A 26016-nucleotide genomic window follows, 5' to 3' on the forward strand; every position below is an offset into this window, starting at 1 on the left:
GGTCTCGCGGATGATGCGCTCGACCTCGTCGCCGGTGCCGACCGGCACGGTCGACTTGGTGACCACCACGGTGAAGCCCTTGACCGCCGCGGCGATCTCGCGGGCCGCGGCATAGACATAGGAGAGGTCGGCATGGCCGTCGCCGCGCCGCGACGGCGTGCCGACGGCGATGAACACCACGTCGGCCTCGGCCACCGGACCGGCGAGATCGGTGGTGAACGTCAGCCGGCCCGACCGGACGTTGCTCTCCACCAGCGCATCGAGACCGGGCTCGTAGATCGGAATCTCGCCGCGCTTCAGCGCCTCGATCTTCTCAGCCGCCTTGTCCATGCAGACGACGTCATGGCCGAAATCGGCAAAACACGTCCCAGACACCAGACCAACGTAGCCAGAACCTATCATCACGATCTTCAAAATCGATACTCCGAAACTCTTCGCTTCAAATTCTCAAACCAGCTTCAAACGTTCGACAAAGCCACTTAGCGGACGCCAGTCCTTCTAGACAAAAGCTACCGCACTCCGGGTGAATCGCCTCACCACGGACCAAACTCATCAACGCCACATACGAGCAGCCGCAGGATCGTTCTCCTACGCCTCGAACGGAGGCTATCAACGTTTCGGCCTGATGGTCAGACCACCTTCAGGACCATGTCGCGAGAGACACGCGCGCGTACCTGGCCGCTCATCAAACTCATCAACAATACCAGCCGTCCACCGCCGTCGAGGCGCTCGATCACCCCGAGCTCGTCGGCCAGCGCCCCCGCCCTGAGGCGCACTTTCATTCCGGCCTGCAACGGATCGATGAACTCCAGAATGCCGTCGGCATTGGTCGAAGCGACCAGGGTTTCCACAACGCCCCGCCTGATCGGCAAAGGCGCATTGCCATTGGTCACCAGCGACCGAACGCCCAGCGTTCCATTGATGGAGCGCCAGCGCGCCAGCACCGGATCCATCCGCACGAAAACATAGCCACGAAAAACGGGGGCCGTCGTTGCAACCGTCTTGCGCGCGTGGCGGCGCACCACCTTTTCAAGGGGAGAGAAGGTATGAAAGCCCTGACGGCGAAGGTTGTCGACCGCGACCCCCTCTCGCTGCGGCTGGGTCATGGCGGCGAACCACCGCTCCCCCCCCATGGGTCGGTCCAAAGCAGCCCCAGACACGTCAGCAGCCTCTTGGGACAACGAACTTTCCATAAGGCCCCTTTTTGCGAACTGCGCGCCCTTTGATCCAGAATGAAACCCCAACCGGGCCATTCCGACCACTACAAAAAATCAAAGCAATTATCGCGCCATTTTCTCGCGGAGACGAACTTCAAAAACAACAGCGTAAACCAGCAAGAAACCGAACCAAAGAAAGCAAATCCACAAGCAACACAAACTCAACTTGAAAACACTACAATAAATCCCCGATTTTATTGCCTCGACAGACAAGCCCCGGTGGCGAAGCCCGAACAAAAACGGCCAAGCTCCGCCCCTCTACGACTAATAGCTAATGGTACTTTCAATTACGGCACAGTGTCAACCACATCCGGGTACCAATCTATCCATGATGAAGCAAACCCGCCACGGCTTACCCGCGGAGCGGGCGCGTTCCAAGTTCAACAGGCTCCCGTCCATATTCGCTCTTTCCGAGCGCTTCCTTCTGGTTGCGATCGACGAAACTGTATCGGAAGACGATCTTGACGCCTTGGCGATGCTGCAGGGTGCTGACGACGTCGCCGGCCTCAAGCAGGCTGTCGGGTGCCGGTGTCAAGCCAGCCGGAGCCGGCGGACCAGATCGAGGATATCATCCCCTTGCCGCCGGCCTCGGATGCAGCGGTTCGGCGCGGTGCCAGTTTTCGAGGATGCGGCCGTCGGTATGGGTCTGCTTCACCCAGCGGATGCCGTTTCCGATGACCTTGTGCACCATCGGGTCGTGGTAGATCGGGAAGGTCTCGTGGCCGGGGCTGAAATAGAAGATGCGACCGCGGCCGCGCTGGAAGGTGCAGCCGGAGCGGAACACCTCGCCGCCGGAGTACCAGGACATGAAGACGATCTCGTCGGGCTGGGGAATGTCGAAGGGTTCGCCATACATCTCGGAAGCTGCCACCTCGAAATAGGGCGGCAGGCCCTCGGCGATCGGGTGCGACGGGTTGACCACCCAGACGCGCTCAAGGTCGCCCTCCGGCATTTCGCGCCAGGAGAGATTGCAGTTGGTGCCCATCAGCCGCTTGAACAGCTTGGAGTGATGGCCCGAGTGCAGCACGACGAGCCCCATGCCTTTCAACACGCGCTGCTGCACGCGGTCGATCAGGCCGTCGCTGACGTCGTCGTGGGCCATGTGGCCCCACCAGAGCAACACGTCAGTATCCTCGAGGAGGCTCTGCGGCAGCCCCTCATCAGGGTCGTCGAGCGTACCGCGGCGGATCTCGAAATCGGCATGGGCGATGCCCGTGGCAATCGCGCCGTCGATGCGGTCGGGGTAGATGTCGCTCACCGCCTTGTGGACCTGCTCGTGACGGCCCTCGTTCCAGATGGTTACCTTGATGGACATGCGTTCCTCTTCGCGTCAGGCAGCGTTGGCGGAGCGGAGAATCCGCCCGTCGGCGCTGAAGATGTGGCAGGCGGCGGTATCGGCGGCGAGCGGCACCCGGTCGCCCGGCCGGAAGGTGACGTCACCCTCGACGCGGACGACGATCGGTTGGTCGATCGATCCGACGGTGAGATAGGTCTCGACACCCAGCCGCTCGACGATCGCCACTTCGGCAGCGAAATGAGCGGCGTCTGGGGCAACGACCTTGAGATGCTCGGGCCGCACGCCCAGCCGTGCGGTGCCCTCTGGAAGCGAGGCATCGGCGTCGACCAGCGTCAGGGCCATGCCAAGCGGACCGACGAGATGGACGCTCTCCGAGCCCTCGCGGGTCATGGTGACGGGCAGAATGTTCATCTTCGGCGAACCGATGAAGGTGGCGACGAATTCGTTGTTCGGGCGATGGTAGAGCTCCATCGGCGGACCAGCCTGGGCGACGGTGCCCTGGTTGAGCACGACGATCTTGTCGGCCATGGTCATGGCTTCCACCTGGTCGTGCGTCACGTAGACGACGGTGGCCGACAGTTCGCGGTGAAGCCGCTGCAATTCGGCGCGCATCTGCACCCGCAACGCGCTGTCGAGATTGGACAGCGGCTCGTCGAACAGGATCAGCGACGGCTTCTTGATGATGGCGCGCCCGATGGCGACGCGCTGGCGCTGGCCGCCGGAGAGCGCGCCGGGCCGCCGATCGAGCAACTCGCGTAACTGTAGGATCTCAGCCACTTCCTCGACCTGCCGGCGGATCTCCTTTGGCGCAACTTTCTTCAGGCTCAGCGAGAAGCCGATGTTCTCGGCAACCGTCATGTGCGGATAGAGGGCATAGGACTGGAAGACCATGGCGATGCCGCGCTTGTCGGGCGGCACGTCGTTGATGCGCTTGCCGTTGAGCACAAGGTCGCCGCTGTCGATGCCTTCGAGGCCAGCGATCATCCGGAGCAAGGTCGACTTGCCGCAGCCCGACGGGCCGACGAAGACGGCGAACTCGCCATCGTCAACCGTCACGTCGACGCCCTTGATGACTTCCAGCGCGCCGTAGAACTTGCGGACATTGTTGAGGTGGATCATTGGCTCGAACTCTTGTTTGGTCTCACCCCTTCACGCCGCCCGAGAAGGTCTGGACGAGGAAGCGGCGCGCGAAGCCGAAGGCGACGACTGCGGGAACCAGATAGATGAAGGCAAGTGCGGTCAGCAGGCCGTAGTCGATCTCGTTGATGCGCAAAAAAGCGCGGAAGAGACCGAGCGGCAGCGTCTGCAGTTCCGGCGACGACAACAGGATCAGCGGCAGCAGGAAATCGCCCCAGGCCGACATGAAGGCGAAAAGGCCGGACGCCGCGAGGCCGGGCAAGGCCAGCGGTACCAGCACGCGGCGGATGCGCTGGATCATGGTGGCGCCGTCCATCAGGGCGGCTTCCTCGTAATCGCGCGGCAGGCCGTCGAAGAAGGTTTTCATGATCCACAGCGACAGCGGCAGCTGCATGGTGGCGAGCACCAGGATCAGGCCGAGATAGCCGTCGATGAAGCCGGTCCAGCGCATGATGTCGCGCGTTGCGCCGCCGAAGATCGGGCGCAGCAGGGCGCCTTCGGCGTTGTTCAGCGTCAACAGGAACTTGTAGAGCGGCACGATCAGCGCCGTCGATGGCAGGACCCTGATGAGCAGGATGGCGTAGAGGAAAGGCAGCTTCCACCAAGCCCGGGTGCGCGACAGGGCGTAGCCGCCGAGGCCGGACAGCACCATCACCAGGACGGTGGCGGAGCCGACGACGAACAGCGAGTTGAACAGCCACTTGGCGCCATCTTCCTTGGTGAAGACGCGCAGATAGTTGGCAAAGGTCCACGTCTCAGGCCAACGGAGAAAGAGCTGGGCATTGCCGTCGAAGGAAGCGATCAGCAGCCAGAAGAAGGGAATGGCGCAGAAGATGGAGATCAGCGACAGGCTGGCATAGGCCATCAGGTCGGCGCGGCCGCGGTTGGCAGATTCGCCGGGAGGAGCCACGGACATGTCAGATCTCCACCTTGGCGGCGCGGACATAGGCGATGCCGAGCACCAGCGAAACCAGGAGAGTGATCACCGCTACCGCCGCGCCATAGCCGAGCTGGTAGGCGGTAAACGACTGATTGTAGATGTAGATGCTGATGAGTTCGGTGGCGCCGCCGGGGCCACCGCGAGTCAGCGCATAGACGAGGCCGAACACGGCGATCGTCGAGACCGTCGAGATCAGCATGTAGAGCAGGATGGTCGGCATCATCAGCGGTACGGTGATGCGGCGGAACATCTGCGCCGGCGTGGCGCCATCCATGCGGGCAGCCTCGTAGATTTCCTGTGGAATGGTGCTGAGACCGGCAGTGAGCAGGATCATCGCCGTGGCGATGCCGCGCCAGGTATTGACGACGATGATCATGGTGAGCGGGAAGACCTGCAGCCAATCGGCGGTCGGCAGGCCGAAGAAGGAGACGATGCGGCTCAGCGTGGCGTGATCGCCGCCGGCCAGCATGGAAATCCACATGAAACCGGCGACCACTTCCGGCGCCGCGTTCGGCAAGAGGATGATCGATGAGAACAGGCTGCGAAAAACGAGGCGGCGGCGCAAAGCCAGGGCCGAGACGAGGCCGAGCACGAACTGGCCGATGATGGCCGACCCCAACACGAAGACGAAGGTGACGAACAGGGCGTTCCAGAACTTCGCATCGCCAAAGAGACGCATGTAGTTGCGCGAGCCAATGAGACGGGGCGCACGCGCGGCGGCTCCGGTCAGTGCCTCGTTGGTGAACGACAGATAGACCGAGTAGATGGCCGGATAGATGACGAAGGCGACAAGCAGCAGCAGTGACGGCAGGAGCACGATCATCAGCTGCCGTTCGGCGCGCCGTTCCTGGAGCGTTTTGGCCATGGGTCTCACTTGGCTGATCGAAAGACCGAGGAGACGCGGAGGAAACCCCGCGTCTCCTTGCTCAATGAGGCGAGGTCACTTCACCATGTCGTCGCCGAGCGTTTCCTTGACATAGTCTACAAGGATCTTCTGGGCGCCGGCGGCATCGACTTCCTTGCGAAGCAGAGCGTCGGTGGCGCGGGCAACACCTTCCGCCACGGTGCCGAAGCCGGCCGCCTGCTTCAGGAAGGTGCCGTTTTCAGCTGCGGCGTGAATCGGCACGAGTTCGGTGAGCTTCTGGAACTCGGGATCGCCGGCGGCATCCTTGCTTGAGGGAATGTTGCCGATGCGGGCGGCGTAGGAGACCTGCGTCTCGACCGAACCGATCTCGAGCAGCGCCTTCTTGGCCAGCTCGACGTTGGCCGACTTGGCGTTGACCGCCCAGGGTGCGGCGAGGTTGGCGAGCACGAACTGGCCGCCGGTCTGACCAGGAACAGTCCAGGTGCCGACCACCTTGGTCACGTCCGGAATGGGGTTCTTGCTCTCGCGACCCCAGTCGAAGATGTAGCACCAGGAGCCGCAGGTAGTGGCGACCAGCTTGCCGGCCGGAAACTGCTCGTATTTGGGAATGACCCAGGGTTCCGGACCGAGCAGCGGCTGCACGGGCATCAGGTCCTTGTCGATCAGCGTCTTGTAGACGTCGAACACATCTCTCACGCCCTCGCCATTGAGGTCGAGCTTGCCGTCCTCGGTGACGATCTGCGGCGTCTTCGAGCCGACGATCAGATGCTGGAAACCCTCGTCGAAGGCGCCCGAACCCCAGCTGACGCCGGCCGGGAAGAGAAGACCGTAAGCACCCGTCTTCGTCTTGATCTCCTCGGCACGGGCGAGCAGGTCGTCCCAGGTCTTGGGCTGCTCGGTGGAAATGCCGGCCTTTTCCAGCACGTCCTTGCGATAATAGATCTCCTGGATGCCCAGCATGTAGGGCATGACGTAGGTCTCGCCGTCGGGGCTGACCGCCAGCTTCTTGGCGACGTCGTAGAAGTTCTTGTAGCCCTCCCAGGCGTTGATCTCGCTAGTGATGGGCGCGAGATAGCCGGCCTCGACCATGTCGGCGACCGCAGCCGTCGATGGCATCGAGAACAGGTCTGGCGCGTTGCCGGCACCGAGCTCGGTCAGAAGCTTGGAAAGATAGTCCTTGTCCGGCGCGGGGTACTCGACCACCTCGATCGTGACGCCGAGCTTCTTCTCGATGCGCTCGACTGTCGACTTCATCGCGTCGATGCCGGCTTGGCCGTGGTTGGCCAGACGAAGCGTCTCGGCCTGCACGAACGTTGACGTGCAGCCGAGCAGGATGGCGCAAAGGCCACCAAAGACCGTCTTCTTCAACGGACAATCCTCCCATGTTGGATGCCCGGCGCCCTCCAGCGCCGGCCGTCAGAGTGTACACGTTTTCGCAACACCGACAAGCACCCCCATCCTTTCGTCGCATGCAGCCTACAACATCCTGAAATATCCTGATAAAATTCGGCTTGTCACGGAAATTCCTTATGTGTACACGTTTACACAAGAGAGGAAGGGAGTTGCACAGATGGTCACGCGGCTGAGGCTGGGAGTGATCGGCGCCGGGTTAAAGGCCGCCGAATATGCGGCAAGCTGGGTGGCGATGCCCGAGGTGGAGTTCGTGGCGCTCAGTGATACGTCGCCTTCTTCACTCGACAGACTCGCCAGTATTTGCGCCGGCGCTGGCGCCGCACGCCCGCAATGCTTTGCCGACTATCGCGAGATGCTGGCCGACTGCGGCGATGGACTCGACATCGTCTATGTCTCGACGCCACACGCCTTCCATGCCGAGCAGGCCATCGCCGTTGCCGAGCGCGGCATCGATCTCTTCCTTGAAAAGCCGATGGTGACCACCGTTCCCGAAGCGGAGGCGCTGATCGCGGCGCAAAAACGGGGCAAGGGGACCATCGTAACGGCGTTCCAGGGTGGTCTGTCGCCTCTGGTTCTCGACACGCGCCGGCGGTCGCTTAACGGGGAGTTCGGCGAACTCGTCGCCATTTCCGGCATGATCTGGGAAAGCTGGTCCAGCAACTACGCCGGCCACTGGAAGCAGACGCCCGAGATTTCCGGCGGCGGCTTCATGTTCGACACCGGCGCCCACCTGATGAACACTGTCTGTCTTCTCGCAAACTCGGATTTTGCCAGTGTCGGCGCCTATATGGACAACCGCGGCGCCCCGGTCGACATCGTCACCGCCGTTTCCGCTCGCCTCGCCAATGGCGCACTGGCGACGCTGACGGCTGCCGGCGAAGGACCGAAGGGTTGCGCCTCGTTCATTTCGCTGTTCTTCACCAAGGCGATCGTCCGCATCGATGCCTGGGGCGGCTGGCGCGAGCTTGTTTTGGACAGCGTAACGCAACCGCGCGAAACGGCCGAGATCCTCGACAATCCGCTCAAAAGCTTTCTTGCCATCCGTGCCGGCAGCATGGAGAACACCGGCTCGGTGGAGATGGGATTGAGATTTGCCCGACTTTGGGATGCCATCAAGGCGTCGGCGCGGGCAGACGGTACCCCCGTTCACATCGGCGCGGCTGGGGGGCAGATGGAGCGATGAGCAGGAAACGCATTACGTCGAAGGAACTCGCCGAACTGGTCGGGGTTTCGTCGGCAACCATTTCCAGGGCCTTCTCGCCGGATGCCCGAATCGGCGAGGAGACGCGCAGCCGCATTCTGGCGGCGGCCCGCAAGCACGGCTACCAGCCGAACGCCATCGCCCGCTCGCTCAACAATCAGAGATCGCGCCTCGTCGCCGTGGTTGTCAATGCCATCGGCAACCCTTGCGAGGCCGAAGAGCAACAACTGCTCGTCCATGCTCTGCAAGCGCGGCAGCTGCTGCCCATCATCCTATGTTGCGGCGACCATAGCGACCGATTGCAGCTGATGCGGCTCGCTGCAACCTATCAGGTCGACCATGTCGTAGTCTTTTCCGACATGGTGTCATTGCGCGACGCCGTCGACATTTTCCCGACCACCAGGCCGATCATCGTTTCGTTCGAACCGCTGGAAAACGAAGAGGTGTCGGCCATTCGCATCGACGGTTCGGCGGCGGCCGACGAGATCGTTGACAGGTTGGTGACAAACGGCAAGAGCCGTTTCACCTATCTCTCCGGCACGAGCTCGAGCTGGATCGACAAGCTGCGCCGCAAGTGGTTTGCCGACGCCCTCGCACGGCGCGGCCTCGCCTTCGTCGCGGACGCCACCGGTACCTACTCCTACGACAGCGGCTTCAAGGAAGCCGTGCCGCTGGTCCATCGCTTCAAGACCGACGCCATCATCTGCGGCAATGACGTGATGGCGATCGGCGCCCGGGACGCCGTGAAACGCGTGCTGGGCAGGTCGGTGCCGGACGACGTCGCCGTCGTCGGCCAGGATGGCATTGCCATGGCTGCCTGGGATTGCAACGACCTCACCACGCTCAGCCTCGACCACGTCGCCTTCATCAATGCCGTGGTGGAGCTCATCGAGCGACACGAGGCCGGGGACGACAAACCCGACACCATCATGCTCACCTGCTCGACCCGATGGGGCGCCACGGCCTGAAGCGTCCCGACAGCCTTCCCTCTTCGACCGCCTCCCAAAGGACAGTCGTTTAATCCCACCGACTGGAAATCAGACATGCGCCCCTACCGCGACCGCCAGAGAAGCCTGGAACAGCTTTCCCACCATATCGGTACCTGGGTGGATGAGCTGGAGGCGTTCGAGCTGAAGGCTCGACGGCATCTGGGTCCATTCCTGGAGACCGGGCCCGATGGGGCGCGGCGGCAGGTCGCCATCGGCGAGGGCTGGGGTGACCGCCATGGACTCCATCGCTTCGAGCTCGATGAGCCGGTGACGTTGCCTGAGGGGCCGGGCGCCGAACTCCGCTTCGACTTCGGCGGAGAGTCTCTGGTGCGCCTCATCGGCAGCGACGGAGCGCTGCTCGACAGCTTTTCCGCCAATCCACGCCATCGCCGGTTCGATGCGCCGCGCGGCATTCCCTTCCGCATTGTCGTGGAGGCGGCCGCCCGTACGCTGTTCGGCATTCCCAATCGTGAGCCGCGCCTGGGCATGGCCGAGGTCTACGAGTATTATCCGGAAGTTCGCCACTTGCGCCGCCAACTGTCGACGCTGAAGGCGACTGCAGACGCCGTTGCCGACAAGGAGCTGGCACGATCGCTGTTCGAAGCGGCCTCTGTCGTCGTCTCCGGCCTGCGCCTGCCGACGGTGACCGCCGAGATCGGGCCGCGCCTCGCCGATCGCGCCTGGGCACGCGATATCTGGGAACGCAGTTTCGAACCGTCATCCGAGCCGGCGTTGCTTTCGGACGAAGCCATCGCTTCGGTGGTGGAGGCAAGCCGCCGTTTCGACGAGCTCGTTGCCGAGTTGCGCGTCGCCTATCCCAAGCAAGGCAATGTGCTGGTGAGCGGCCACGCCCACATCGATTACGCCTGGCTATGGCCGCAGCCGGAAACCGTCCGCAAGATCGCGCGCACCTTTTCGAGCGTCAACTCGCTCATGAAGCGCCACCCGGATTTCCGCTTCCTGCAATCGTCCTCGATCTTCTATGCCCATGTCGAAGAGGAAGATCCCGCCCTGTTCGAGGAGGTCCGCCGCTGGGTCGCCGAGGGTCGGTGGGAGCCAATCGGCGGCATGCTGATTGAGTGCGATACGAACATGCCCTCCGCCGAGGCCTTCCTGCGCCAGTTCGTGATGGGGCAGAGCTATTTCCTCAGGCATTTCGGGCACATCAGCCAGGTGGCCTGGCTGCCGGACACCTTCGGCTTTACCGGCGCCATGCCGCAGATCATGCGCCATGCCGGCATTGAGGCGCTGGTGACCATCAAGGTGACGTGGAACGAAACCAACCGTCTCACCGACAACCTGTTCCACTGGCAAGGCAACGACGGATCGCGGGTGTTCGTGCACACGTTCGACGCTTCAGCGCACGAAGGCTACAACATGACCATCTCGCCGCCTGCCCTTCTGGAGGTCTGGCGCAACCACGGCGGCAAGGATCTGTCCGACACGGTGATCGCCTCCTACGGCTGGGGCGATGGCGGCGGCGGGCCGGATCCGGACCAGATCGAATCGCTGCCGCTCCTCAACGCCATGCCGGCGATCCCGACCGTCAGCCATGGCGCGCTGGAGCCGCACGTGCTCAACCTGGCCAAGAGCTTGGAAAACGCGGCATTGCCGACGTGGCGGGGCGAACTCTACCTCGAATATCATCGCGCCACGCTGACCACGCAGGCGCGGGTCAAGCAGCTCAACCGGCGTGCCGAAACCAGTCTTGTCGCCGCCGAGGCGCTGTCGGTGATCGACGCGCTCGATGGTGGATCACCAGAGATGCCCGATCTCGCCGGTGACTGGACGCTGCTGTTGCGCAACCAGTTCCACGATATTCTGCCGGGCTCCTCGGTCCGCGAGGTCTATGAGCAGACCGAGAAGGAGCTATCCGGCGTTGTCGACCATGCCGCCAGTATCGGGCACAAGCGTCTGGCGGAGATCGCCTCACGGCGCACGGGGTCGCGCCAGGGCGTGCTGGTGGCCAACATTTCGGGATCGGCCAAGACGGCCCTGCAACTCGAAAGCCGGGATCCGCTACCGACGGCGCTCAAGCCTCAACGGGTCGAGAGCGGCTATGTCGCCACCGCCGATCGCCCGGTTGCGCCGCTGTCGCTCGCCTTTGTCGGAACTGGAGGTTCACGAACCGTCACGACGGACGGCAAGGTGATGGAGAATGACTTCGTCCGGGCAACTCTGGACGAGTTCGGCCGCCTTGCCAGCCTCATCGACAAGCGGTGTGGCCGCGAGCTGCTCGACGGGCCGGGCAACCGGCTGATGCTCTACCGCAACGATCTGCCGCGCCAGTATGACGCCTGGGACATCGAGGCGGGGTTCGAACTCGGCGAAGAGGAATGGCTGTCGGTCGAAAGCTGCAAAGTGACGGCGGAGGGGCCGCATCTCGCCGAAATCGAGATCATCCGCCGGCATTCGGCCAGCACTATCCGCCAGCGGTTGCGTCTCTGGGCCAACAGCCCGCGCCTCGAGGTGGTGACCGATCTCGATTGGCACGATCGCCGCACCTATTTGCGCGCCGCCTTTCCGGTAACGGTGCTTGCGGAAGAGGCGGTGTTCGACCAGGCGATCGGCGTCACCCGCCGGCCGACCCACGACAACACAACGTGGCAGCGCGCCCAGTTCGAGGCTTGCGGCCACCGCTTCGCCTCGCTGTCCGAGACCGACTGGGGCGCGGCGCTGCTATCGGCCGACAAATATGGCTTCTCGGCCAAGGGCAACGTGTTGACGCTGAGCCTCATTCGCGGACCGATGTACCCCGACATGCTGGCCGATGAAGGCCACCACCGCTTCACCTATGCCATTCTGCCGCATGATGGCCGCTGGTGGAGCGAGGCGGTGCAAGCCGAGGCCGATCTTCTCGCAACGCCACCAACCTTCGTCAGCGCCAACAGCGACGCCGACTACGATATCGCTCCGATCGGCCTTTCCGGCCAGCAGGTACGTCTGCACGCCTTGAAGCCGTCGGAAGATGGCGAGGGCTACGTGGTGCGCCTGTCGGAATCGGCCGGACGACGTGGGCCTTTCTCGCTCGCCTTGCCGGATGGAAAGGCCGCGACGCCGGTCGATGCCCTCGAACGAGCCATGCCAGACGGCGATGCTCTTGGCCGCCCGTTCGGCCTCGCCAGCTACCGGTTCTAGCCGGTCAAAGCAATGGACTGACGAGCCGCGCCAGATTCTCTGCCAGGCTCATCGCCATCGGCCGGGACCGCCATTCATAGAGATCCAGGCGGTCGCTCAGCGCCATGCATTCGGCCTGCCGGGCGACCAGCTCGGCGACGTGGGCCGGGTCGTAGAGCAGCATGCTCACCTCGGCGTTGAGCATGAAGGACCTGAGGTCGGCGTTTCCCGAGCCGACGACGCCGATCCGCCCGTCGATGGAGACGTGCTTGGCGTGCAGGAGATGGGCGCGATAGCGATGGATGCGCACGCCCATCGACATCAGCTCATCGTAGAAGGAACGCTGGGCGAGGCGAACCAGCCTTTGGTCGACCACGCGGGATACGACGAGGTCGATGGTGACGCCGCGATAAGCCGCCGTCTGAAGGGCGGCGAGCACCGCTTCGTCGGGGATGAGATAGGGGCTGACCAGCGTCACCTGCGTCTCGGCGGCGTGGATGAGGGCGACCAGCAGGCGCTCGAAGCCCGGCACCCCATAATCCGGGCCGCTCGGCATGATCTGGGCAGGGGCCACGGCCAACTCCGGCATCACCGGCACTGGAAGGATTTCGCGCGTTTCGAGGTACCAGTCACTGGCGAAGACCGCAGCGACGGCTGCGGCAGCCGGGCCTTCTATGCGGGCGACCAGTTCGTCGTTGATGATGCCGCGCCGAAAGTTCCGATCGACGATGTTCTGCGAACCGACGTAGGCGAGGCGGCCGTCGATGGCCGCGATCTTGCGATGATTGCGCAGATCGGCGCGTGCCCGCCGCACCGTCGTCCACCAGCGGACCGGCAGCGCCAGCCGGCACTGCACGCCTTCGGCGGCAAGCAGGGCAAGCGTCCTCCGCGCCCAGGGGCGCGAGCCGACGGCATCGATCAGCACCCGAACATCGGCACCGCGACGGGCGGCCCGGCCAAGAGCGGCGATCACCTTTCTGCCGGTGGCGTCATCGGCAAAGATGTAGGTCAAGAGATGAACGCTGGCTTCGGCTGCGTCGATGTCGGCGACGAGCCGGTCGATCGATTGATCGTAGTCGCCGAGCAGCGCGAGGCCGGAGGCGCCGGTCACCGGAAACTCGCCGAGCCGCTCAGCGAGGTCGGCAATGCCGGGCACCGCTCCCTCAGGTCGAGGCAGGGACGCAGCCATGCGGCGTCGGATCGTGGCTGCCTCCGCGAAGCGTTGCTGCCGCCAGGCGGGAAAGCGAGGCCGACCGATCAGGCGGTAGAGGACGAGGGCCGGCAAAGGCAGGAAGAAGACAAGAAGCAACCAACTGCGAGCCGCCTCCGGCGGACGGCGCAGCGGGACGACAACCAGCATGACGAGCCGGATCGACCACTCGATCAGCAGGTAGACCAGCGCCAGATGCTCGGTCCAGACCAACGAGACGCCTCTTCGATCAAAACCGGCGTAAAGCCGGCCAACTTCTCTATGGCCGAAACGGCGGCGCTTATCCAGTGCGTGTGCCGTTGCAACCCTTGGGCATCAAGACGAAGAGCACCGAGCTCGGCAGTCCTCCCCTCCTCAAAGCGGATTGGTGAATGGAGGCGCCACGCTTATGATCGGCAGGGTTGCGAAGGCGCTGGAGCGGCAGTCCTGCGAAGCGTTGGCGCGGCGCGATACACGGGAGGGCGGCATGGACAAGGTCGATCATCAAGGGACCGGAAAGTGTCCGGTCATGCACGGGGTCAGCCCCAATGCGATTTCGGCCGGCAGGTCAAATCGAGACTGGTGGCCGAACCAACTCAATCTCCGGATCCTTCACCAGCATTCCAGCCTGTCGGACCCGATGGAACCGGGCTTCGACTATGCCGAAGCCTTCAAGAGGCTGGATCTCAAGGCGGTGAAAGCCGACCTCTATGCGTTGATGACCGACAGCCAGGACTGGTGGCCGGCCGACTGGGGCCACTACGGCCCGCTGTTCATCCGCATGGCCTGGCACAGCGCCGGTACCTATCGGCTGATGGACGGCCGGGGCGGCGGCGGCACCGGCAACCAGCGCTTTGCTCCGCTCAACAGCTGGCCCGACAATGTCAATCTCGACAAGGCCAGGCGGTTGCTCTGGCCGATCAAGCGCAAATACGGCAACAGCCTGTCCTGGGCCGACCTGATGATCCTGGCCGGCAACTGCGCCCTGGAGTCGATGGGCTTCAGGACCTTCGGCTTCGGCGGCGGCCGCGCCGACATCTGGGAGCCGGAAGAGGATGTCTACTGGGGCGCCGAGACCGAATGGCTGGGCGACAAGCGCTATAGCGGCGAGCGCGACCTCGAGAACCCGCTGGCAGCCGTGCAGATGGGCCTCATCTACGTCAATCCCGAGGGGCCGAACGGCAATCCCGACCCGGTCGCCTCGGGTCGCGACGTGCGCGAGACCTTCGCCCGCATGGCGATGAACGACGAGGAAACGGTGGCGCTGGTCGCCGGCGGCCATACCTTCGGCAAATGCCACGGCGCCGGCGATCCGACGCTGGTCGGCCCCGAGCCTGAGGCGTCGCCGCTGGAGGCGATGGGGCTCGGCTGGAGCAATGCCTTCGGCTCCGGCCGGGGCGTGCACACTACGAGCAGCGGCATCGAGGGCGCCTGGAAGAAGAACCCCACCAAGTGGGACATGGGCTATCTCAACACCCTGTTCGGCTACGAGTGGGAACTGGTGAGAAGCCCGGCCGGCGCCTATCAGTGGCTTGCCAAGGACGTTGCCGAAGAAGATCTCGTTGCCGACGCCCACGATCCCATGCGCAAGCATCGGCCGATGATGACCACCGCCGACCTGTCGCTGCGCTTCGACCCGATCTACGGGCCAATCGCCCGGCGCTTCCGCGACGACCCCGAGGCCTTCGCCGACGCCTTTGCCCGCGCCTGGTTCAAGCTGACCCATCGCGACATGGGGCCGAAGGTGCGGTATCTCGGGCCGGAAGTCCCTGCGGAGGACCTCGTCTGGCAGGATCCGGTACCGCCGGTCGACCACCCGCTGGTCGATGCCGGCGATGTCGCCGTCCTCAAGACGAAGGTGCTCGCCTCGGGCCTCACCATCTCCGAACTGGTGTCGACCGCATGGGCGTCGGCCTCGACCTTCCGAGGGTCGGACAAGCGCGGCGGCGCCAATGGCGCCCGCATCCGCCTCGCGCCGCAGAAGGACTGGGAGGTGAACGAACCGGCGCGGCTCGCCCGCGTGCTGTCGGTGCTGGAGGGAGTTCGGCTGGCCTTCAACACCAACGCGCCCCGGCCGATCTCGCTCGCCGACCTGATCGTCCTTGCGGGCACGGCCGCCGTCGAGGAGGCGGCGCGGAAAGCCGGCTTCACAGTGGATGTGCCGTTCACGCCGGGGCGTACCGACGCGACGCAGGAGCAGACGGACGTTCCATCCTTTGTCGTGATGGAGCCTTATGCCGACGCCTTCCGCAATTATGTCAAAGCCGGCCGTCCGGTGGCGACCGAGGAACTGATGATCGACCGCGCTCAGCTCCTGACGCTGACGGCGCCGGAAATGACCGTCCTCGTCGGCGGGCTGCGCGTGCTGGGCGCCAACTGGGGCGGTACGCAGCATGGCGTCTTCACCGATCGGCCCGGCGTGCTCAGCAACGACTTCTTCGCCAACCTCGTTGACATGGGCGTCGAGTGGCGGCCCGTCTCGGAAGGGGACGAGGCGCTGTTCGAGGGGCGCGACCGGGCGACCGGGGCGGTGAAGTGGACCGCCACCCGCGTCGATCTGGTGTTCGGCGCCAACTCCCAGCTCAGGGCACTTGCCGAGGTCTATGCCCAGGACGACGCCGGCGAGAAGTTCGTGCGCGATTTCGCCAAGGCCTGGACCAAGGTGATGAACGCCGATCGCTTCGATCTCGCCTGACGACAGGCAGCCGGCCCCGGCATGGCGGGGCCGGCACGGCCAACGCACCGTGAAGTACCTGATGACATGAGCCGGCCCCGAGGTGGAGCTTTGCTTTCGGCCGGCATCGTTATATCGCTAGGATGTTCACCCGGAAGCAGCCTTTCGGACGGGTGGAGAAGCGTGACGGGGACACGGGCGATGACGGGAACTCTTCGGTCGACGACGACGCGCCTCCGGCGGGCGCCGTCGTCGATCAAGGATGGCCCGGGGATCAATCATGGCGATATCGCCGATCACAACTCCCGCATCGTGCTTGAGCTCCTGCGCGTCTTCGGCGCCCTCACCCGCCGCGACCTGTCCCAGCGCCTCGGACTGACCGAACCGGCGATCACCGGCATATTGAAACGGCTCGAGGGACGAGGCCTCGTCACCTCGCGTCGCCAGTCCGGAGCGAGCCGCTATCCCGTTACCGAGTTCATGATGCGGCCCGAGGGCTGCGTGGCCCTTGGCCTGAGGCTTGCCCGGCGAGCGGCGACGGCCGTGCTGGTCGACGCGGCCGGCGGCGTCATCGCTGAGCAGCGCGACGTGCCCCCAGACGAGTTGATCGCAACCGGCAGGGCGCTCCTCGCACGGAAACCGACCGAGGCGGAAGTGCTGGGCATCGGCGTTGCCCTGTCGCCAGATGATGGGGTCGGAATAGACGCGGTGCGGGAGGCCTTCGCGCCGCTGACCGTGCTGGCCAATGCCGATAGCGCCACTGCCGCCACTGCCGAACGATTGATCGGCGCCGGTGACCGGGACGGCGGCTTCGTCAGCATCCTCGTCACCCGCTCGGGCGTTCGGGCCGGGCTGTCGATCGGCGGCCGGCCTTTCCATGGCATGCACGGCTTTGCAGGCGGCATCGGCGCCATGCGCACCGGACAGGATCGCGCGCCGCTCGCTGACGGCCTGTCGCCGGACCGGCTCGACGCGGCCATCGCCGCGTGTATCGACCGGGAGGCGGCGATCGCCGAATGGGCGCGCGAGGCGGCCGATCATCTGCTCGACGCCGTGGTGGCGATCTCCGGCGTAGTGGTCCCAGGTCTCATCGTCATCGGCGGCGACCTGCCGGACGCCGCCATCGACGCGGTGGTGGCGGAAATCATGGCGGCGCCGGTGGCGATCGGCGGCCGACCGACGACCACCTCATGGATGCCGCCCCTACGCCGCTCAAAACTGCCGGCAGCCGGCGTCGCTCTCGGCGCGGCACTGCTGCCGGTCGTCGAGTTCCTGCTGCCGGATCCGAGGCGGCTCCGCGAGACGCCGGCTCACACCGAGGGCGCCGAAGCGCGGGCGTGATCGGTCCTGAGCGGCACCCGCTTGAGCTGTCCGGCATCGGCCGACGGCAGGCCCAGGCGGTGGGCAAGCGGCATGGCCGCCGCACCCAGGGCAGCCGCATCTTCGGAACAAACGGCGCGATGCAGCGTCACCTGCGGCAGGCCGGCGCGCAGGCATTCCTTCTGAGTCTGGACGATCAGCTCATCGATCAGGCGCACCGGCATGCGCCCACCGATCAGCACCGCCTCGGGATCAGCGATCAGGGCGATGTGCGACACCGCCTCGGCCAGCCAGCCGGCAGCTCGTCCGATCCAGTCGGACACCAAGGCGCGGCCTTGCCCGTCCAGAGCTGCAAGCTCGGTCGGGGTGTGAACGACGATGCCGTGGGCGCGGAGGTGATCATAGAGCAGGAACATCGAGAACAGTTCGCCAAGCTGGCGGATGCGCCCGCTCCCGTTCGCATCGATCTCGCGCACCGGCAGGCAGCCGATCTCGCCGTTGATACCGCCCGCCCCCTTGTGCCGCACGCCGTCGATGACCAGTGCGCCGCCGACGCAGGCGTTGGCCAGAATGTAGAAGAAGCTGCCGATCTCCGTGCCAAGGCCGTAGTCGATCTCGCCGAGGGCGGCGGCATTGGCGTCGTTGTCGATGAAAACGGGATGCGGCGTCACCGTCTCGACGGCGCCGCGCAGGTCGAAATCGGTCCAGGCAGCGTAAGCCTCCGGGCGGCCGATGACGTCGATCTCGCCAAGCCAGTCGGGAATGGCAAGGCCGACACCGGCGAGGCGCCCCTCGTCCACCAGCTTGCGGCGACGAAAAGTCGACAGCGCATCGGAGAACAGCGCCATGAACTCGTCGGGCAGAATGAAGCTCTTCTCGTGATGAACGCGGCCGCGCACCGTGCCAGTGGCGTCAACCACCACCACCGTGAGATGGTCGCGGTCGATGTTGGCGCCGACGGAGAACATGCCCTCTGGATCGATCTCCAGTTCGATGGCCGGCTGCCCCCGCAGACCGTGCCGTCGGCGCGCCTCCATGACCAGTCCCTCGTCGACCAGACGATCGACGATCCGGGCGATGGCCTGCTTGGTCAGGCCGCAGCGTTCGGCAAGCTCGGTGCGCGAGATGGGCGCGCCACGGTGAATCGTCGCCAGCACCAACTGGCGGTTCTTCGCGGCGGCCTGTTCGGCGTTCGACCCGACAAAGATCAACGGCGCTTCCTCCCCGTCCGCCGGAGTGCCAGCGGACGGGGAGAGATTAGCTCGGGGTCTCACGCCTTGCAAAGCCGCCAGCTCTTCACCTCGAACGGCCGGAGACCACGCGCCGGGTTGTCCATCGGTTCCTCAAGGATGGTGACCGGTTCGCCGACGGCCCAGCCATCTCCAACCGACAAACCGAAGTCGCCTCGCCGTCCGGCCGGCTCCCAGACACGCAGGATCAAACCGTCGCCCTCTTCGGTGGGCTTCAGGACGGATAGCGCCGCCGGGATGCCCTCGGTCACGACCGGTTGGTAGACGCCAGCCGCCAGACCGGTCACCGACCGGGCGAGCAGCGGCTGATTGAGGTCATCGGCCTCCTCGCGCACGCCGCCGTCGTGCCAGGGACCGGCATGCGGCATCAGCGCGTAGGTGAACGTCTGCTCGCCCTCGTCGGCGAGGGGATCGGGGTAGACCGGCGAGCGCAGCAGGCTGAGACCGAGGACGTTGTCGCGGACGCTGTGGCCGTATTTGGCGTCGTTGAGGAGGGCTAGGCCGAAGTCCGGTTCGGAGAGATCGAGGAAGCGATGGGCGGCCGCCTCGAACATCGCGGCATCCCAGGACGTGTTGGTGTGGGTCGGACGGGTGACGACGCCATAGGCACATTCGGCCGTGGCGTTGCGGCTCCTGGCATTCACGGCGGTGAGCGTCCTCAGGAACACGCGGCGATCGTGCCAATCGAGCGTCGTCTTGATGTCGACGCGGCGGGCACCGGCGGCAAGGCTCAGCACCTGGGTGATGGCCGACGAACGGAAGCGGCGGACCAGGCGGATGGCAACGCGGTTCGGCCCCTCTTCAACCACCTCAAGACTTTGGAGATCCGTGATCTCCTCGCCCCGCTCGGCATAGTCGCCCTCGATGTCCCAGGCGTCCCAGTTGCGCGGCTTGTCGACCGGATAGGCCATCAGGCGGTTGCCGTAGCCGTCGAGCGCCTCGCGACCGGTGGGCTTGTGCAGGATCGAAGCGATGGAGCCATCGGCGGCGATCGTCACCCGCAGGATGTCGTTTTCAAGATGCGTGCGGCTGACCGAGAGCGATCCCGCCGGCTTGAGGGCTTCTGCCTCGACAACGGCAACCGCGAGCGGAGGCAGCGTCTCGGCAGAGGAGACGATCGCGCCGTTCTCCAGCGTCAGGCGGATTGGCCGGACGTCGAGCGACGGGTTGACGACGAGCAGCCGCTCACCGGCTGCCTTGGGCAAGGCTTCGGCGATGGCGTCGAGCGCCGCCGCCTGTGTCTTGAGGCCGGTGTCGATCACACCGCCCAGTTCCTCAGCGGCGTCCTCGTAGACCTCGTGGATCGATGACCCCGGAAGAATGTCGTGGAACTCGTTCTTCAGCACGGTGCGCCAGGCCGGTTCGAGGCTCTCGGGCTTTGGCGCGCCCAGGAGATGGGCGAGCGATGCCGCAGTCTCCGCGGTGATCAGCGCGCGCTCGGCCTTGCGGTGCAGGCGCTTGACGATGCTCTGGCTGGTCAGCGTGCCGCGATGCAGTTCGAGGTAGATCTCGCCCTGCCAGACCGACAGCTTCTTATCCTTTGCCGTGCCATGGGCACGATCGAAGAAGTCCTTGACGCAGGTCCAGCGCGCCTTGGGCAGCGTCGGGAAGACGCGGAGCTGCTTTTCGCGTGTCACCATCTCCGGCGTCGGACCGCCGCCGCCGTCGCCATAGCCGACGCAGAGCAACGTTTCCGGATGCAGCGCCTTCTCGCGGAAATTCCGCCAGGTCGGCACGTGGCAATCCGGGCGAACGAAGCCGTTGTAGCCCTGCATGGGGTTGTCGAACGTATGGGCCAGCACCCGGCTGCCATCGAGGCCTTCCCACCAGAACAGGTCGGACGGGATGTGGTTGGTCTCGGACCAGTTGACCTTGATGGTGAAGAAGCTGCGGATGCCTGCCTGTTTCAGGAGCTGCGGCAGGGCGCCGGTGAAACCGAAGCAATCCGGCTGCCAGCAGATGTCGTGGCGGATGCCGAAGGTCTTCTGAAAGAAGCGCTGACCATAGAGATACTGGCGCGTCAGGCTTTCACCGGTGGGCATGTTGGTGTCCGGCTCGACCCAGCTGCCGCCCAGCGTTTCCCATTGGCCGGAGCGGACGCGTTCGGCGATCTTCTCAAAAAGTGCCGGATCGTCCTCGGCCACTTGGGCGTAATAATGCGCCGTCGACTGATTGAAGCGAAAATCCTTCGACGCTTCCATCATGGACACCGCCGTCGAGAAGGTGCGGCGGGTCTTGCGCCGCGTCTCGCCATAGGGCCACAGCCAGGCGAGGTCGATGTGGGCGTGGCCGGTGAGGCCGATCTCGCCTTCCGGCGGGAAGCGCTGCTGCAACGCCTCAAGACGGGCGATCAGGGCATCGTAGGCGGCGACAACCGTCGCCCGTTCGGCCTGATTGAGGCCGGCAGGTGCCTCGATCATGTCCGGCAACTGCCAGATCTTCTGCTGGCCCTCGCTGCCGGCCGTGCGCGCGATGTAGTCGGCGGTCGATGACGGCCAGTCGAGACCGCGCAACGTATCCTCGGAGGCGGCGATCAAGTGCGGCACCACGTCGTGGCCGTCGAGCACGCTCACCGCCTCGATGACCTGGGTGACGAGCAGCCACAGCGCCTCGACGGACGGCTCCGACAGCCTGAGCTCGGCGCGGTTGACATGCGGCCGGCGGACCGGCTCGCCGAAAGGCAGGCGGGCGACGGTTTCCGTGGTCACCTTGAAATTGCGACCCGAGAGCGGAAAGCTCTGGTGATAGGGGTCGAGACCGTAGGACACCGGCTCGCCGCCGTCGCAGGCGATGGCGATCAGGCTTTCGCCGCCGAGGTCAAGGCTGAGGCAGGTCTCGGAAAGCGGCCAATCGGCGGGAACGCAGCCCTCCAGCGAGAAATGAACGAGCCCATCCTTCAGCGGCCAGGGGGAACCGATTTCGATCGGGGCGCCCTCGAAGACGATGACGGAGAGCGGCGCCGTCGCGCGCACCTTCCAGGACTCCAGTTCGGCGACACGGACTTTCAGGCGGTCGAGGCGTTGGGCAAGGGTAAGCGACATGGGAGACATCCATTTCAACCGGAAACGAGGCGTGCACGGCTATCCCTTGACGGCACCAGCCGTCATGGCGCTGAGGATGAGCCGCTGCAGGGCGAGGAAGGCGATGATGGCCGGCACGACCGAGATCAGGCAGGCGGCGGCCAGCACCTGAATGGTGCTGGCATTCTGCGTGCCGGCATACTGGAAGATGCCGACGCCGATCGGCACCAGCGAGTCCTTGGTGATCAACAGGAAGGGCACCAGGAACTGCGACCAACCGGCGATCACCGTGATGATGAAGGCCGAGGCCACGCCCGGCGTCGACAGCGGCAGGATGATGCGAATGAAGACCGAGAGGCGGTTGCAACCGTCGATGAGGGCTGCCTCGTCCAGGCTTTTTGGAATGCCGTCCATGTAGCCCTTGAGCAGCCAGGTGACCATGGGCACGCCGAGGGCGATGTAGACCATGACGGTGCCGAAATGGCTGTCGATCAGGCCGAGACGGCTCATATAGCGGTAGAGCGGCACCATGATGACCAGCGGCGAGATCATCTGAAAGGCGAGGATGCCGAGCATCCAGGCGCCCTTGCCCTTGAAATCGAAACGGGAAAAGGCGTAGGCGGCGGGCGCCGCGATGATCAGACAGCCGACGGCGGACAGGCAGGAGAGCTTCAGCGCGTTGATCAGGTAGACGGGAAACTGGCTCGACGTCAGCACCATCGTGAAGTTCTCGAGCGTCGGGAACTTGGGGATCAGCCTGTAGACGCCGAGGAACACCTCCTTGCGGGTGCGCAGCGCCATGGAAAGCAGCCAGATCAGCGGCCAGGAAAAGAAGACGAACATCACCGCCATGAAGGCGTAGCTCAGGATGTCGCCGAGACGGTCGCGAGAGCTGAGTTTCATGCCTTTTCATCCTTCGGCAGGAAGGAAGCGTAGACGAGCGCCAAGCCAAGACTGATGACGAGCATCAGGATGGACAGCACGCTGCCGGCCGCGAGGTCATAATTCCTGAACACCACGTTGAAGGTGTAGAGCGACAGCACCTCGGTCGCCCGGCCGGGACCGCCGCCGGTCAGCGAGATGATGGCGTCGAAGGTGTTGAGCGTCTGGATGGTGATCAGGATCATGTTGACCAGAATGGCCGGCCGGAGCTGCGGCAGCGTCACGAAGAACAGCTTTTGCCGCCCATTGGCGCCATCCACCTCGGCCGCCTCGTAAAGCGAGGGATCGATCGCCTTCAGCGCCGCGTACATCACCACCATCGAGAAGGCGGTGCCGCGCCAAATGTTGGAGAGCACGACCGACCACATGACCACGTCGGGATCCGACAGCCACTGAACCGGCGCCATGCCAAGAACACGCAGCAGCGAGTTGAGGCCACCGAAGGGCGCCTCGTTGAACAACATCTTCCAGATGATGCCACCGGCGATGCCGGGCACGACCCAGGCGATCAGTGCCGTGGTTCTGAGGATCGTCGTTCCGAACAAATGCCGCTTTTCCGCGCGCACGACGACCAGCGCCATGGCAAGACCGATGAGCTGCTGGCCGACCACCGAACCGGCGGTGAAGATGAAGGTCACCCAGACGATCTGGACGAGCTCGGGACGGGTCAGAACATTGGCAAAGGTCGAAAGCGTATAGTGGCCTTCGCCACCCAGGAGCGTCAGGTCGGTAAACGCGTAACGAAAAACGTCGATCACTGGATAGAGGTAGAACAGCCCCATCACCAGGATCACGGGCATGAGCCAGGGATAGGGCGACGGAACGCGGTTGTGCCGGCCTGCAGCCCCGATGAAGGGCAATCTCGAGCTTACGGCGCGTGCGGACATGGGCACCTCGGCATTGGTGATCGACGAAGCGAAAGCGGCCGCCAAGCTGGGCGGCCGCCCGCGGCGGAGTGACTCCGGAGCCTTAGGGAGTCACCATCCTGCCGGACGCCGTCCGCCTGGAGGAACGGCGGACGGCAAGGCTTCAGAGCCGGGCATAGGCGTCGAGTGCCGCCTTGTAGGCGTCATCGACCGCGGCGTCGGTGGCTGCGGCACCGGTCAGCACCTTGCCCATCATGATCTGGATCTGGTTGGAGATTTCCGGATAGATCAACACGCCCGGGCGGGCCTGACCGACCTTCAATGCCTTGGCGAAGGTCTGGTTGGCTTCGCTTTTGAACACGTCGTACTTGTCGTAGAGGTCGGCGCGGGTCGGCAGCTGTTCCTGGAGCGCGTTGGCCGGACCCATGTAGATCTCGCGGGCCAGCGCCGCGCACATCTCGACCTTCTCAGGTTCCGAGGAGAAGGCAGCCACCGTCCAGCCGCCGGTGCCGGTCGACCGCTGGTCGGCGGTGATGCCGGGCAGCATCGAGAAGCTCCACTTGGCAAACTCGTCCGGATCCATCGAGTTCTGCAACTGGCGATATTGCCAGTTGCCACCGACGAACAAGGCGGTCGTGCCGGCCACAGCAGCGGCGTTGAGGTCATCATAGCTGCCGATGGTGGTGACACGCTTGGGGGCAGCGCCTGACTCGACGAGGTCGCGGTAATAGTTCACGGCCTTGATGAACTTATCGCGGTTGGCGGCGTCGGCGAAGATCGGCTTGCCGGCATCGTCGACCAGCTTGCCGCCCTGGCCCCAGAAGTTGCCAAGCCAGTCGAAGGCCGTGCCCTCGTAGCGGCTGCCGTTGAACAGGATGCCTTCCATGCCGGCCTCGACCGACTGGAGACCGGCCGCCTTGGTGTCGTCCCAGGTCGCCGGCTCGTTCGGTACGATTTCCGTGTTGCGGTAGAGCACGCGCAGATCGGTCGACCACCACCAGGCATAGACCTGACCGTCCTTGCCGGTGACGCCATCACGTACGAAGGGGAAGAGCTGGTCGATTTCTTCCTTGGTGAAATAGGGCGACAGCGACTTCAAGACGCCGGCCTGCTTGAACAGCGGCAGCACGAAGCTGTCGACGGCGGCGCAGTCCGGCGCGTGGCCGGCCTTGGCCTGCTCCAGCATGCGCGCCTGTTCCTGGCTGATGTCGCCGGTCATCATCTGCAGCTCGAGCTGCCAGCCGGGGTGGTTGTTGATGAAGTCGGTGTAGAGCTTGCTGTAACCGGCCGCCCAGGTCGGATCGGTGCTCGACGGGCCGTCACCCGTCATGCGGAACACCATCTTTTTGGGGGCATCGGACGGGCCGACACGGTCGCTGGTAATGAGATCCTCGGCGGCAGCGGGCAGACAGCCGAGCGCCGTCGCGGCGGCAAGTGCCGCCAGCAAAGATTTCTTCATCGTTTTCCTCCCAGAAGGCGCGGAAGCCGCTCCTCTAAAATTCGGCTTCCCAAACCAACGGCAATTAGATTAAATCACTTTGCTTTGTTGTCAAGCCAGCGTCTGGGAGGTTCGCATGGCCACCGTCGAAATCAGAAATTTGCGCAAGGCCTACGGGGCGCTCGAGGTATTGCACGACATTACGATCGACATCGCCGACGGTGAGTTCGTGGCTCTCGTCGGCCCGTCTGGCTGCGGCAAATCCACGCTGTTGCGGTGCATCGCCGGCCTCGAAACCATCCGCAGCGGCGAAATCCGCATTGACGACAAGGTGGTCAACGACCTCGCACCCAAGGACCGGGACATCGCCATGGTGTTCCAGAACTACGCGCTCTATCCGCACATGAACGTGGCCGCCAACATGGGCTTCGCCCTGAAACTGTCCGGCCGGCCCAAGGCGGAAATCGAAGACCGCGTCGGCAAGGCGGCGACCATTCTCGACCTGACGCGCCAGCTCGGCCGCAAGCCGGTGGCCCTGTCGGGTGGCCAGCGCCAGCGCGTCGCCATGGGGCGCGCCATCGTTCGCGATCCCAAGGTCTTCCTGTTCGACGAGCCGCTTTCCAATCTTGACGCCAAGCTGCGCGTGCAGATGCGCGTCGAGATTCGCGAGTTGCAGCAACGGCTCGGCACGACGACCATTTATGTGACACATGACCAGACCGAGGCCATGACCATGGCCGACAAGATCGCCGTGCTGAACGGCGGCAGCCTCGAGCAGGTGGGAGCGCCGCTCGACCTTTACCGTTCACCGGCCAACCTGTTCGTCGCTGGCTTCATCGGCTCGCCGCAGATGAACTTCATCACCGGCAATCTGGCCCAAAGGGCCGGCGCCGACACCATCGGCGTCCGCCCCGAGCATCTCGTCGTCAGCCGCGATGGCGATGGCTGGTGGGGTCGGGTGGTCTCCGCCGAGCATCTGGGCAGCGATACCTTCATCCATGTCGAAATGGCCGATACGAGCCGCCTCACGGCGCGCACTGTCGGCGATATGCCGGTGGCGGCAGGCGACGACGTCGTGCTGATACCGCAGGAGGGCCACCTCCATCGCTTCGGTGCCGACGGCAAGGCGCTCTGATACAAG

18 protein-coding genes and 1 pseudogene are annotated in these 26016 nt (G+C 64.6%); 6 read left to right on the forward strand and 13 right to left on the reverse strand.

Going from position 1 to position 26016, the window contains the following annotated elements; genetic code table 11:
• From CXZ10_RS13430 to CXZ10_RS13460, 7 genes and pseudogenes are all read right to left on the reverse strand, one after another.
• Positions 1 to 414 (reverse strand): annotated as a pseudogene (locus CXZ10_RS13430) (UDP-glucose/GDP-mannose dehydrogenase family protein); the annotation flags it as partial.
• Between the two features lie 215 nt (positions 415 to 629).
• Positions 630 to 1253 (reverse strand): transcription termination/antitermination protein NusG, encoded by a 624-nt coding sequence (nusG, locus tag CXZ10_RS13435; RefSeq protein WP_101289866.1) that lies wholly within the window; start codon positions 1251 to 1253, stop codon positions 630 to 632.
• A gap of 532 nt (positions 1254 to 1785) precedes the next feature.
• Positions 1786 to 2532 (reverse strand): ThuA domain-containing protein, encoded by a 747-nt coding sequence (locus CXZ10_RS13440; protein ID WP_101289867.1) that lies wholly within the window; start codon positions 2530 to 2532, stop codon positions 1786 to 1788.
• A gap of 15 nt (positions 2533 to 2547) precedes the next feature.
• A complete protein-coding gene (locus CXZ10_RS13445) occupies positions 2548 to 3633 on the reverse strand; it encodes an ABC transporter ATP-binding protein (RefSeq protein WP_101289868.1) in 1086 nt (361 codons plus the stop codon).
• Positions 3634 to 3655: 22 nt separating this feature from the next.
• Positions 3656 to 4567 (reverse strand): carbohydrate ABC transporter permease, encoded by a 912-nt coding sequence (locus CXZ10_RS13450; RefSeq protein WP_101289869.1) that lies wholly within the window; start codon positions 4565 to 4567, stop codon positions 3656 to 3658.
• 1 nt (position 4568) lies between these two features.
• A complete protein-coding gene (locus CXZ10_RS13455; RefSeq protein ID WP_101289870.1) occupies positions 4569 to 5456 on the reverse strand; it encodes a carbohydrate ABC transporter permease in 888 nt (295 codons plus the stop codon).
• A 75-nt stretch (positions 5457 to 5531) separates the two neighbouring features.
• Complete coding sequence (locus CXZ10_RS13460) at positions 5532 to 6824, reverse strand: ABC transporter substrate-binding protein (protein WP_101289871.1); 1293 nt, start codon at positions 6822 to 6824, stop codon at positions 5532 to 5534.
• Positions 6825 to 7026: 202 nt separating this feature from the next.
• Between CXZ10_RS13460 and CXZ10_RS13465 the strand changes: the two genes are divergently transcribed.
• From CXZ10_RS13465 to CXZ10_RS13475, 3 genes are all read left to right on the forward strand, one after another.
• Entirely contained in the window at positions 7027 to 8052 is a 1026-nt protein-coding gene (locus tag CXZ10_RS13465; RefSeq protein WP_101289872.1) for a Gfo/Idh/MocA family protein, read from the forward strand.
• Positions 8049 to 9038, forward strand: coding sequence for a LacI family DNA-binding transcriptional regulator (locus tag CXZ10_RS13470; protein ID WP_101289873.1), 990 nt, complete (start codon positions 8049 to 8051; stop codon positions 9036 to 9038). Before CXZ10_RS13465 ends, CXZ10_RS13470 begins: the two co-directional genes overlap by 4 nt.
• Before the next feature lie 75 nt (positions 9039 to 9113).
• Positions 9114 to 12197 carry an alpha-mannosidase gene (locus CXZ10_RS13475; protein WP_101289874.1) on the forward strand — a complete coding sequence of 1028 codons (3084 nt, stop codon included), beginning with the start codon at positions 9114 to 9116 and terminating at the stop codon, positions 12195 to 12197.
• A gap of 4 nt (positions 12198 to 12201) precedes the next feature.
• Here the strand turns inward: CXZ10_RS13475 and CXZ10_RS13480 are convergent, their stop codons facing one another.
• Positions 12202 to 13599, reverse strand: coding sequence for a phospholipase D-like domain-containing protein (locus CXZ10_RS13480; RefSeq protein ID WP_101289875.1), 1398 nt, complete (start codon positions 13597 to 13599; stop codon positions 12202 to 12204).
• 253 nt (positions 13600 to 13852) lie between these two features.
• Between CXZ10_RS13480 and katG the strand changes: the two genes are divergently transcribed.
• Positions 13853 to 16060, forward strand: a complete 2208-nt coding sequence (gene katG, locus CXZ10_RS13485) for a catalase/peroxidase HPI (protein ID WP_101290111.1) — start codon at positions 13853 to 13855, stop codon at positions 16058 to 16060.
• Between the two features lie 180 nt (positions 16061 to 16240).
• Entirely contained in the window at positions 16241 to 17380 is a 1140-nt protein-coding gene (locus CXZ10_RS13490) for an ROK family transcriptional regulator (RefSeq protein ID WP_180335990.1), read from the forward strand.
• Here CXZ10_RS13490 and CXZ10_RS13495 read toward each other — a convergent pair.
• From CXZ10_RS13495 to CXZ10_RS13515, 5 genes are all read right to left on the reverse strand, one after another.
• Positions 17350 to 18570 carry an ROK family transcriptional regulator gene (locus CXZ10_RS13495; protein WP_101289877.1) on the reverse strand — a complete coding sequence of 407 codons (1221 nt, stop codon included), beginning with the start codon at positions 18568 to 18570 and terminating at the stop codon, positions 17350 to 17352. The genes CXZ10_RS13490 and CXZ10_RS13495 overlap by 31 nt on opposite strands.
• A gap of 59 nt (positions 18571 to 18629) precedes the next feature.
• Positions 18630 to 21650, reverse strand: a complete 3021-nt coding sequence (locus CXZ10_RS13500; protein WP_101289878.1) for an alpha-mannosidase — start codon at positions 21648 to 21650, stop codon at positions 18630 to 18632.
• Positions 21651 to 21689: 39 nt separating this feature from the next.
• The gene (locus tag CXZ10_RS13505; RefSeq protein WP_101289879.1) at positions 21690 to 22532 is read right to left on the reverse strand and encodes a carbohydrate ABC transporter permease; all 843 of its coding nucleotides are present in this window, start codon (positions 22530 to 22532) and stop codon (positions 21690 to 21692) included.
• On the reverse strand, positions 22529 to 23371 hold the full coding sequence (locus CXZ10_RS13510; protein ID WP_244617175.1) for a carbohydrate ABC transporter permease: 843 nt from the start codon (positions 23369 to 23371) through the stop codon (positions 22529 to 22531). Before CXZ10_RS13510 ends, CXZ10_RS13505 begins: the two co-directional genes overlap by 4 nt.
• Before the next feature lie 229 nt (positions 23372 to 23600).
• Positions 23601 to 24896, reverse strand: a complete 1296-nt coding sequence (locus CXZ10_RS13515; RefSeq protein ID WP_101289880.1) for a type 2 periplasmic-binding domain-containing protein — start codon at positions 24894 to 24896, stop codon at positions 23601 to 23603.
• Between the two features lie 115 nt (positions 24897 to 25011).
• On the opposite strand from CXZ10_RS13515, the gene CXZ10_RS13520 reads away from it, so the two are divergent.
• A complete protein-coding gene (locus tag CXZ10_RS13520; protein WP_101289881.1) occupies positions 25012 to 26010 on the forward strand; it encodes an ABC transporter ATP-binding protein in 999 nt (332 codons plus the stop codon).
• Positions 26011 to 26016: the final 6 nt, after the last annotated feature.

Origin of the sequence: Pleomorphomonas diazotrophica, from assembly GCF_002844595.1 — a bacterium.
Taxonomy (GTDB): domain Bacteria; phylum Pseudomonadota; class Alphaproteobacteria; order Rhizobiales; family Pleomorphomonadaceae; genus Pleomorphomonas; species Pleomorphomonas diazotrophica.

Bases quoted from the DNA above. Each gene is read 5' to 3' on its own strand.
- CXZ10_RS13470 (WP_101289873.1), top strand. From the start codon at position 8,049: ATGAGCAGGAAACGCATTACGTCGAAGGAACTCGCCGAACTGGTCGGG.
- CXZ10_RS13445 (WP_101289868.1), bottom strand. From the start codon at position 3,633: ATGATCCACCTCAACAATGTCCGCAAGTTCTACGGCGCGCTGGAAGTC.
- CXZ10_RS13450 (WP_101289869.1), bottom strand. From the start codon at position 4,567: ATGTCCGTGGCTCCTCCCGGCGAATCTGCCAACCGCGGCCGCGCCGAC.
- CXZ10_RS13440 (WP_101289867.1), bottom strand. From the start codon at position 2,532: ATGTCCATCAAGGTAACCATCTGGAACGAGGGCCGTCACGAGCAGGTC.
- CXZ10_RS13465 (WP_101289872.1), top strand. From the start codon at position 7,027: ATGGTCACGCGGCTGAGGCTGGGAGTGATCGGCGCCGGGTTAAAGGCC.
- CXZ10_RS13515 (WP_101289880.1), bottom strand. From the start codon at position 24,896: ATGAAGAAATCTTTGCTGGCGGCACTTGCCGCCGCGACGGCGCTCGGC.
- CXZ10_RS13510 (WP_244617175.1), bottom strand. From the start codon at position 23,371: ATGCCCGTGATCCTGGTGATGGGGCTGTTCTACCTCTATCCAGTGATC.
- CXZ10_RS13455 (WP_101289870.1), bottom strand. From the start codon at position 5,456: ATGGCCAAAACGCTCCAGGAACGGCGCGCCGAACGGCAGCTGATGATC.
- katG (WP_101290111.1), top strand. From the start codon at position 13,853: ATGGACAAGGTCGATCATCAAGGGACCGGAAAGTGTCCGGTCATGCAC.
- CXZ10_RS13520 (WP_101289881.1), top strand. From the start codon at position 25,012: ATGGCCACCGTCGAAATCAGAAATTTGCGCAAGGCCTACGGGGCGCTC.
- nusG (WP_101289866.1), bottom strand. From the start codon at position 1,253: ATGGCCCGGTTGGGGTTTCATTCTGGATCAAAGGGCGCGCAGTTCGCA.
- CXZ10_RS13505 (WP_101289879.1), bottom strand. From the start codon at position 22,532: ATGAAACTCAGCTCTCGCGACCGTCTCGGCGACATCCTGAGCTACGCC.
- CXZ10_RS13475 (WP_101289874.1), top strand. From the start codon at position 9,114: ATGCGCCCCTACCGCGACCGCCAGAGAAGCCTGGAACAGCTTTCCCAC.
- CXZ10_RS13500 (WP_101289878.1), bottom strand. From the start codon at position 21,650: ATGTCGCTTACCCTTGCCCAACGCCTCGACCGCCTGAAAGTCCGTGTC.
- CXZ10_RS13490 (WP_180335990.1), top strand. From the start codon at position 16,241: ATGACGGGAACTCTTCGGTCGACGACGACGCGCCTCCGGCGGGCGCCG.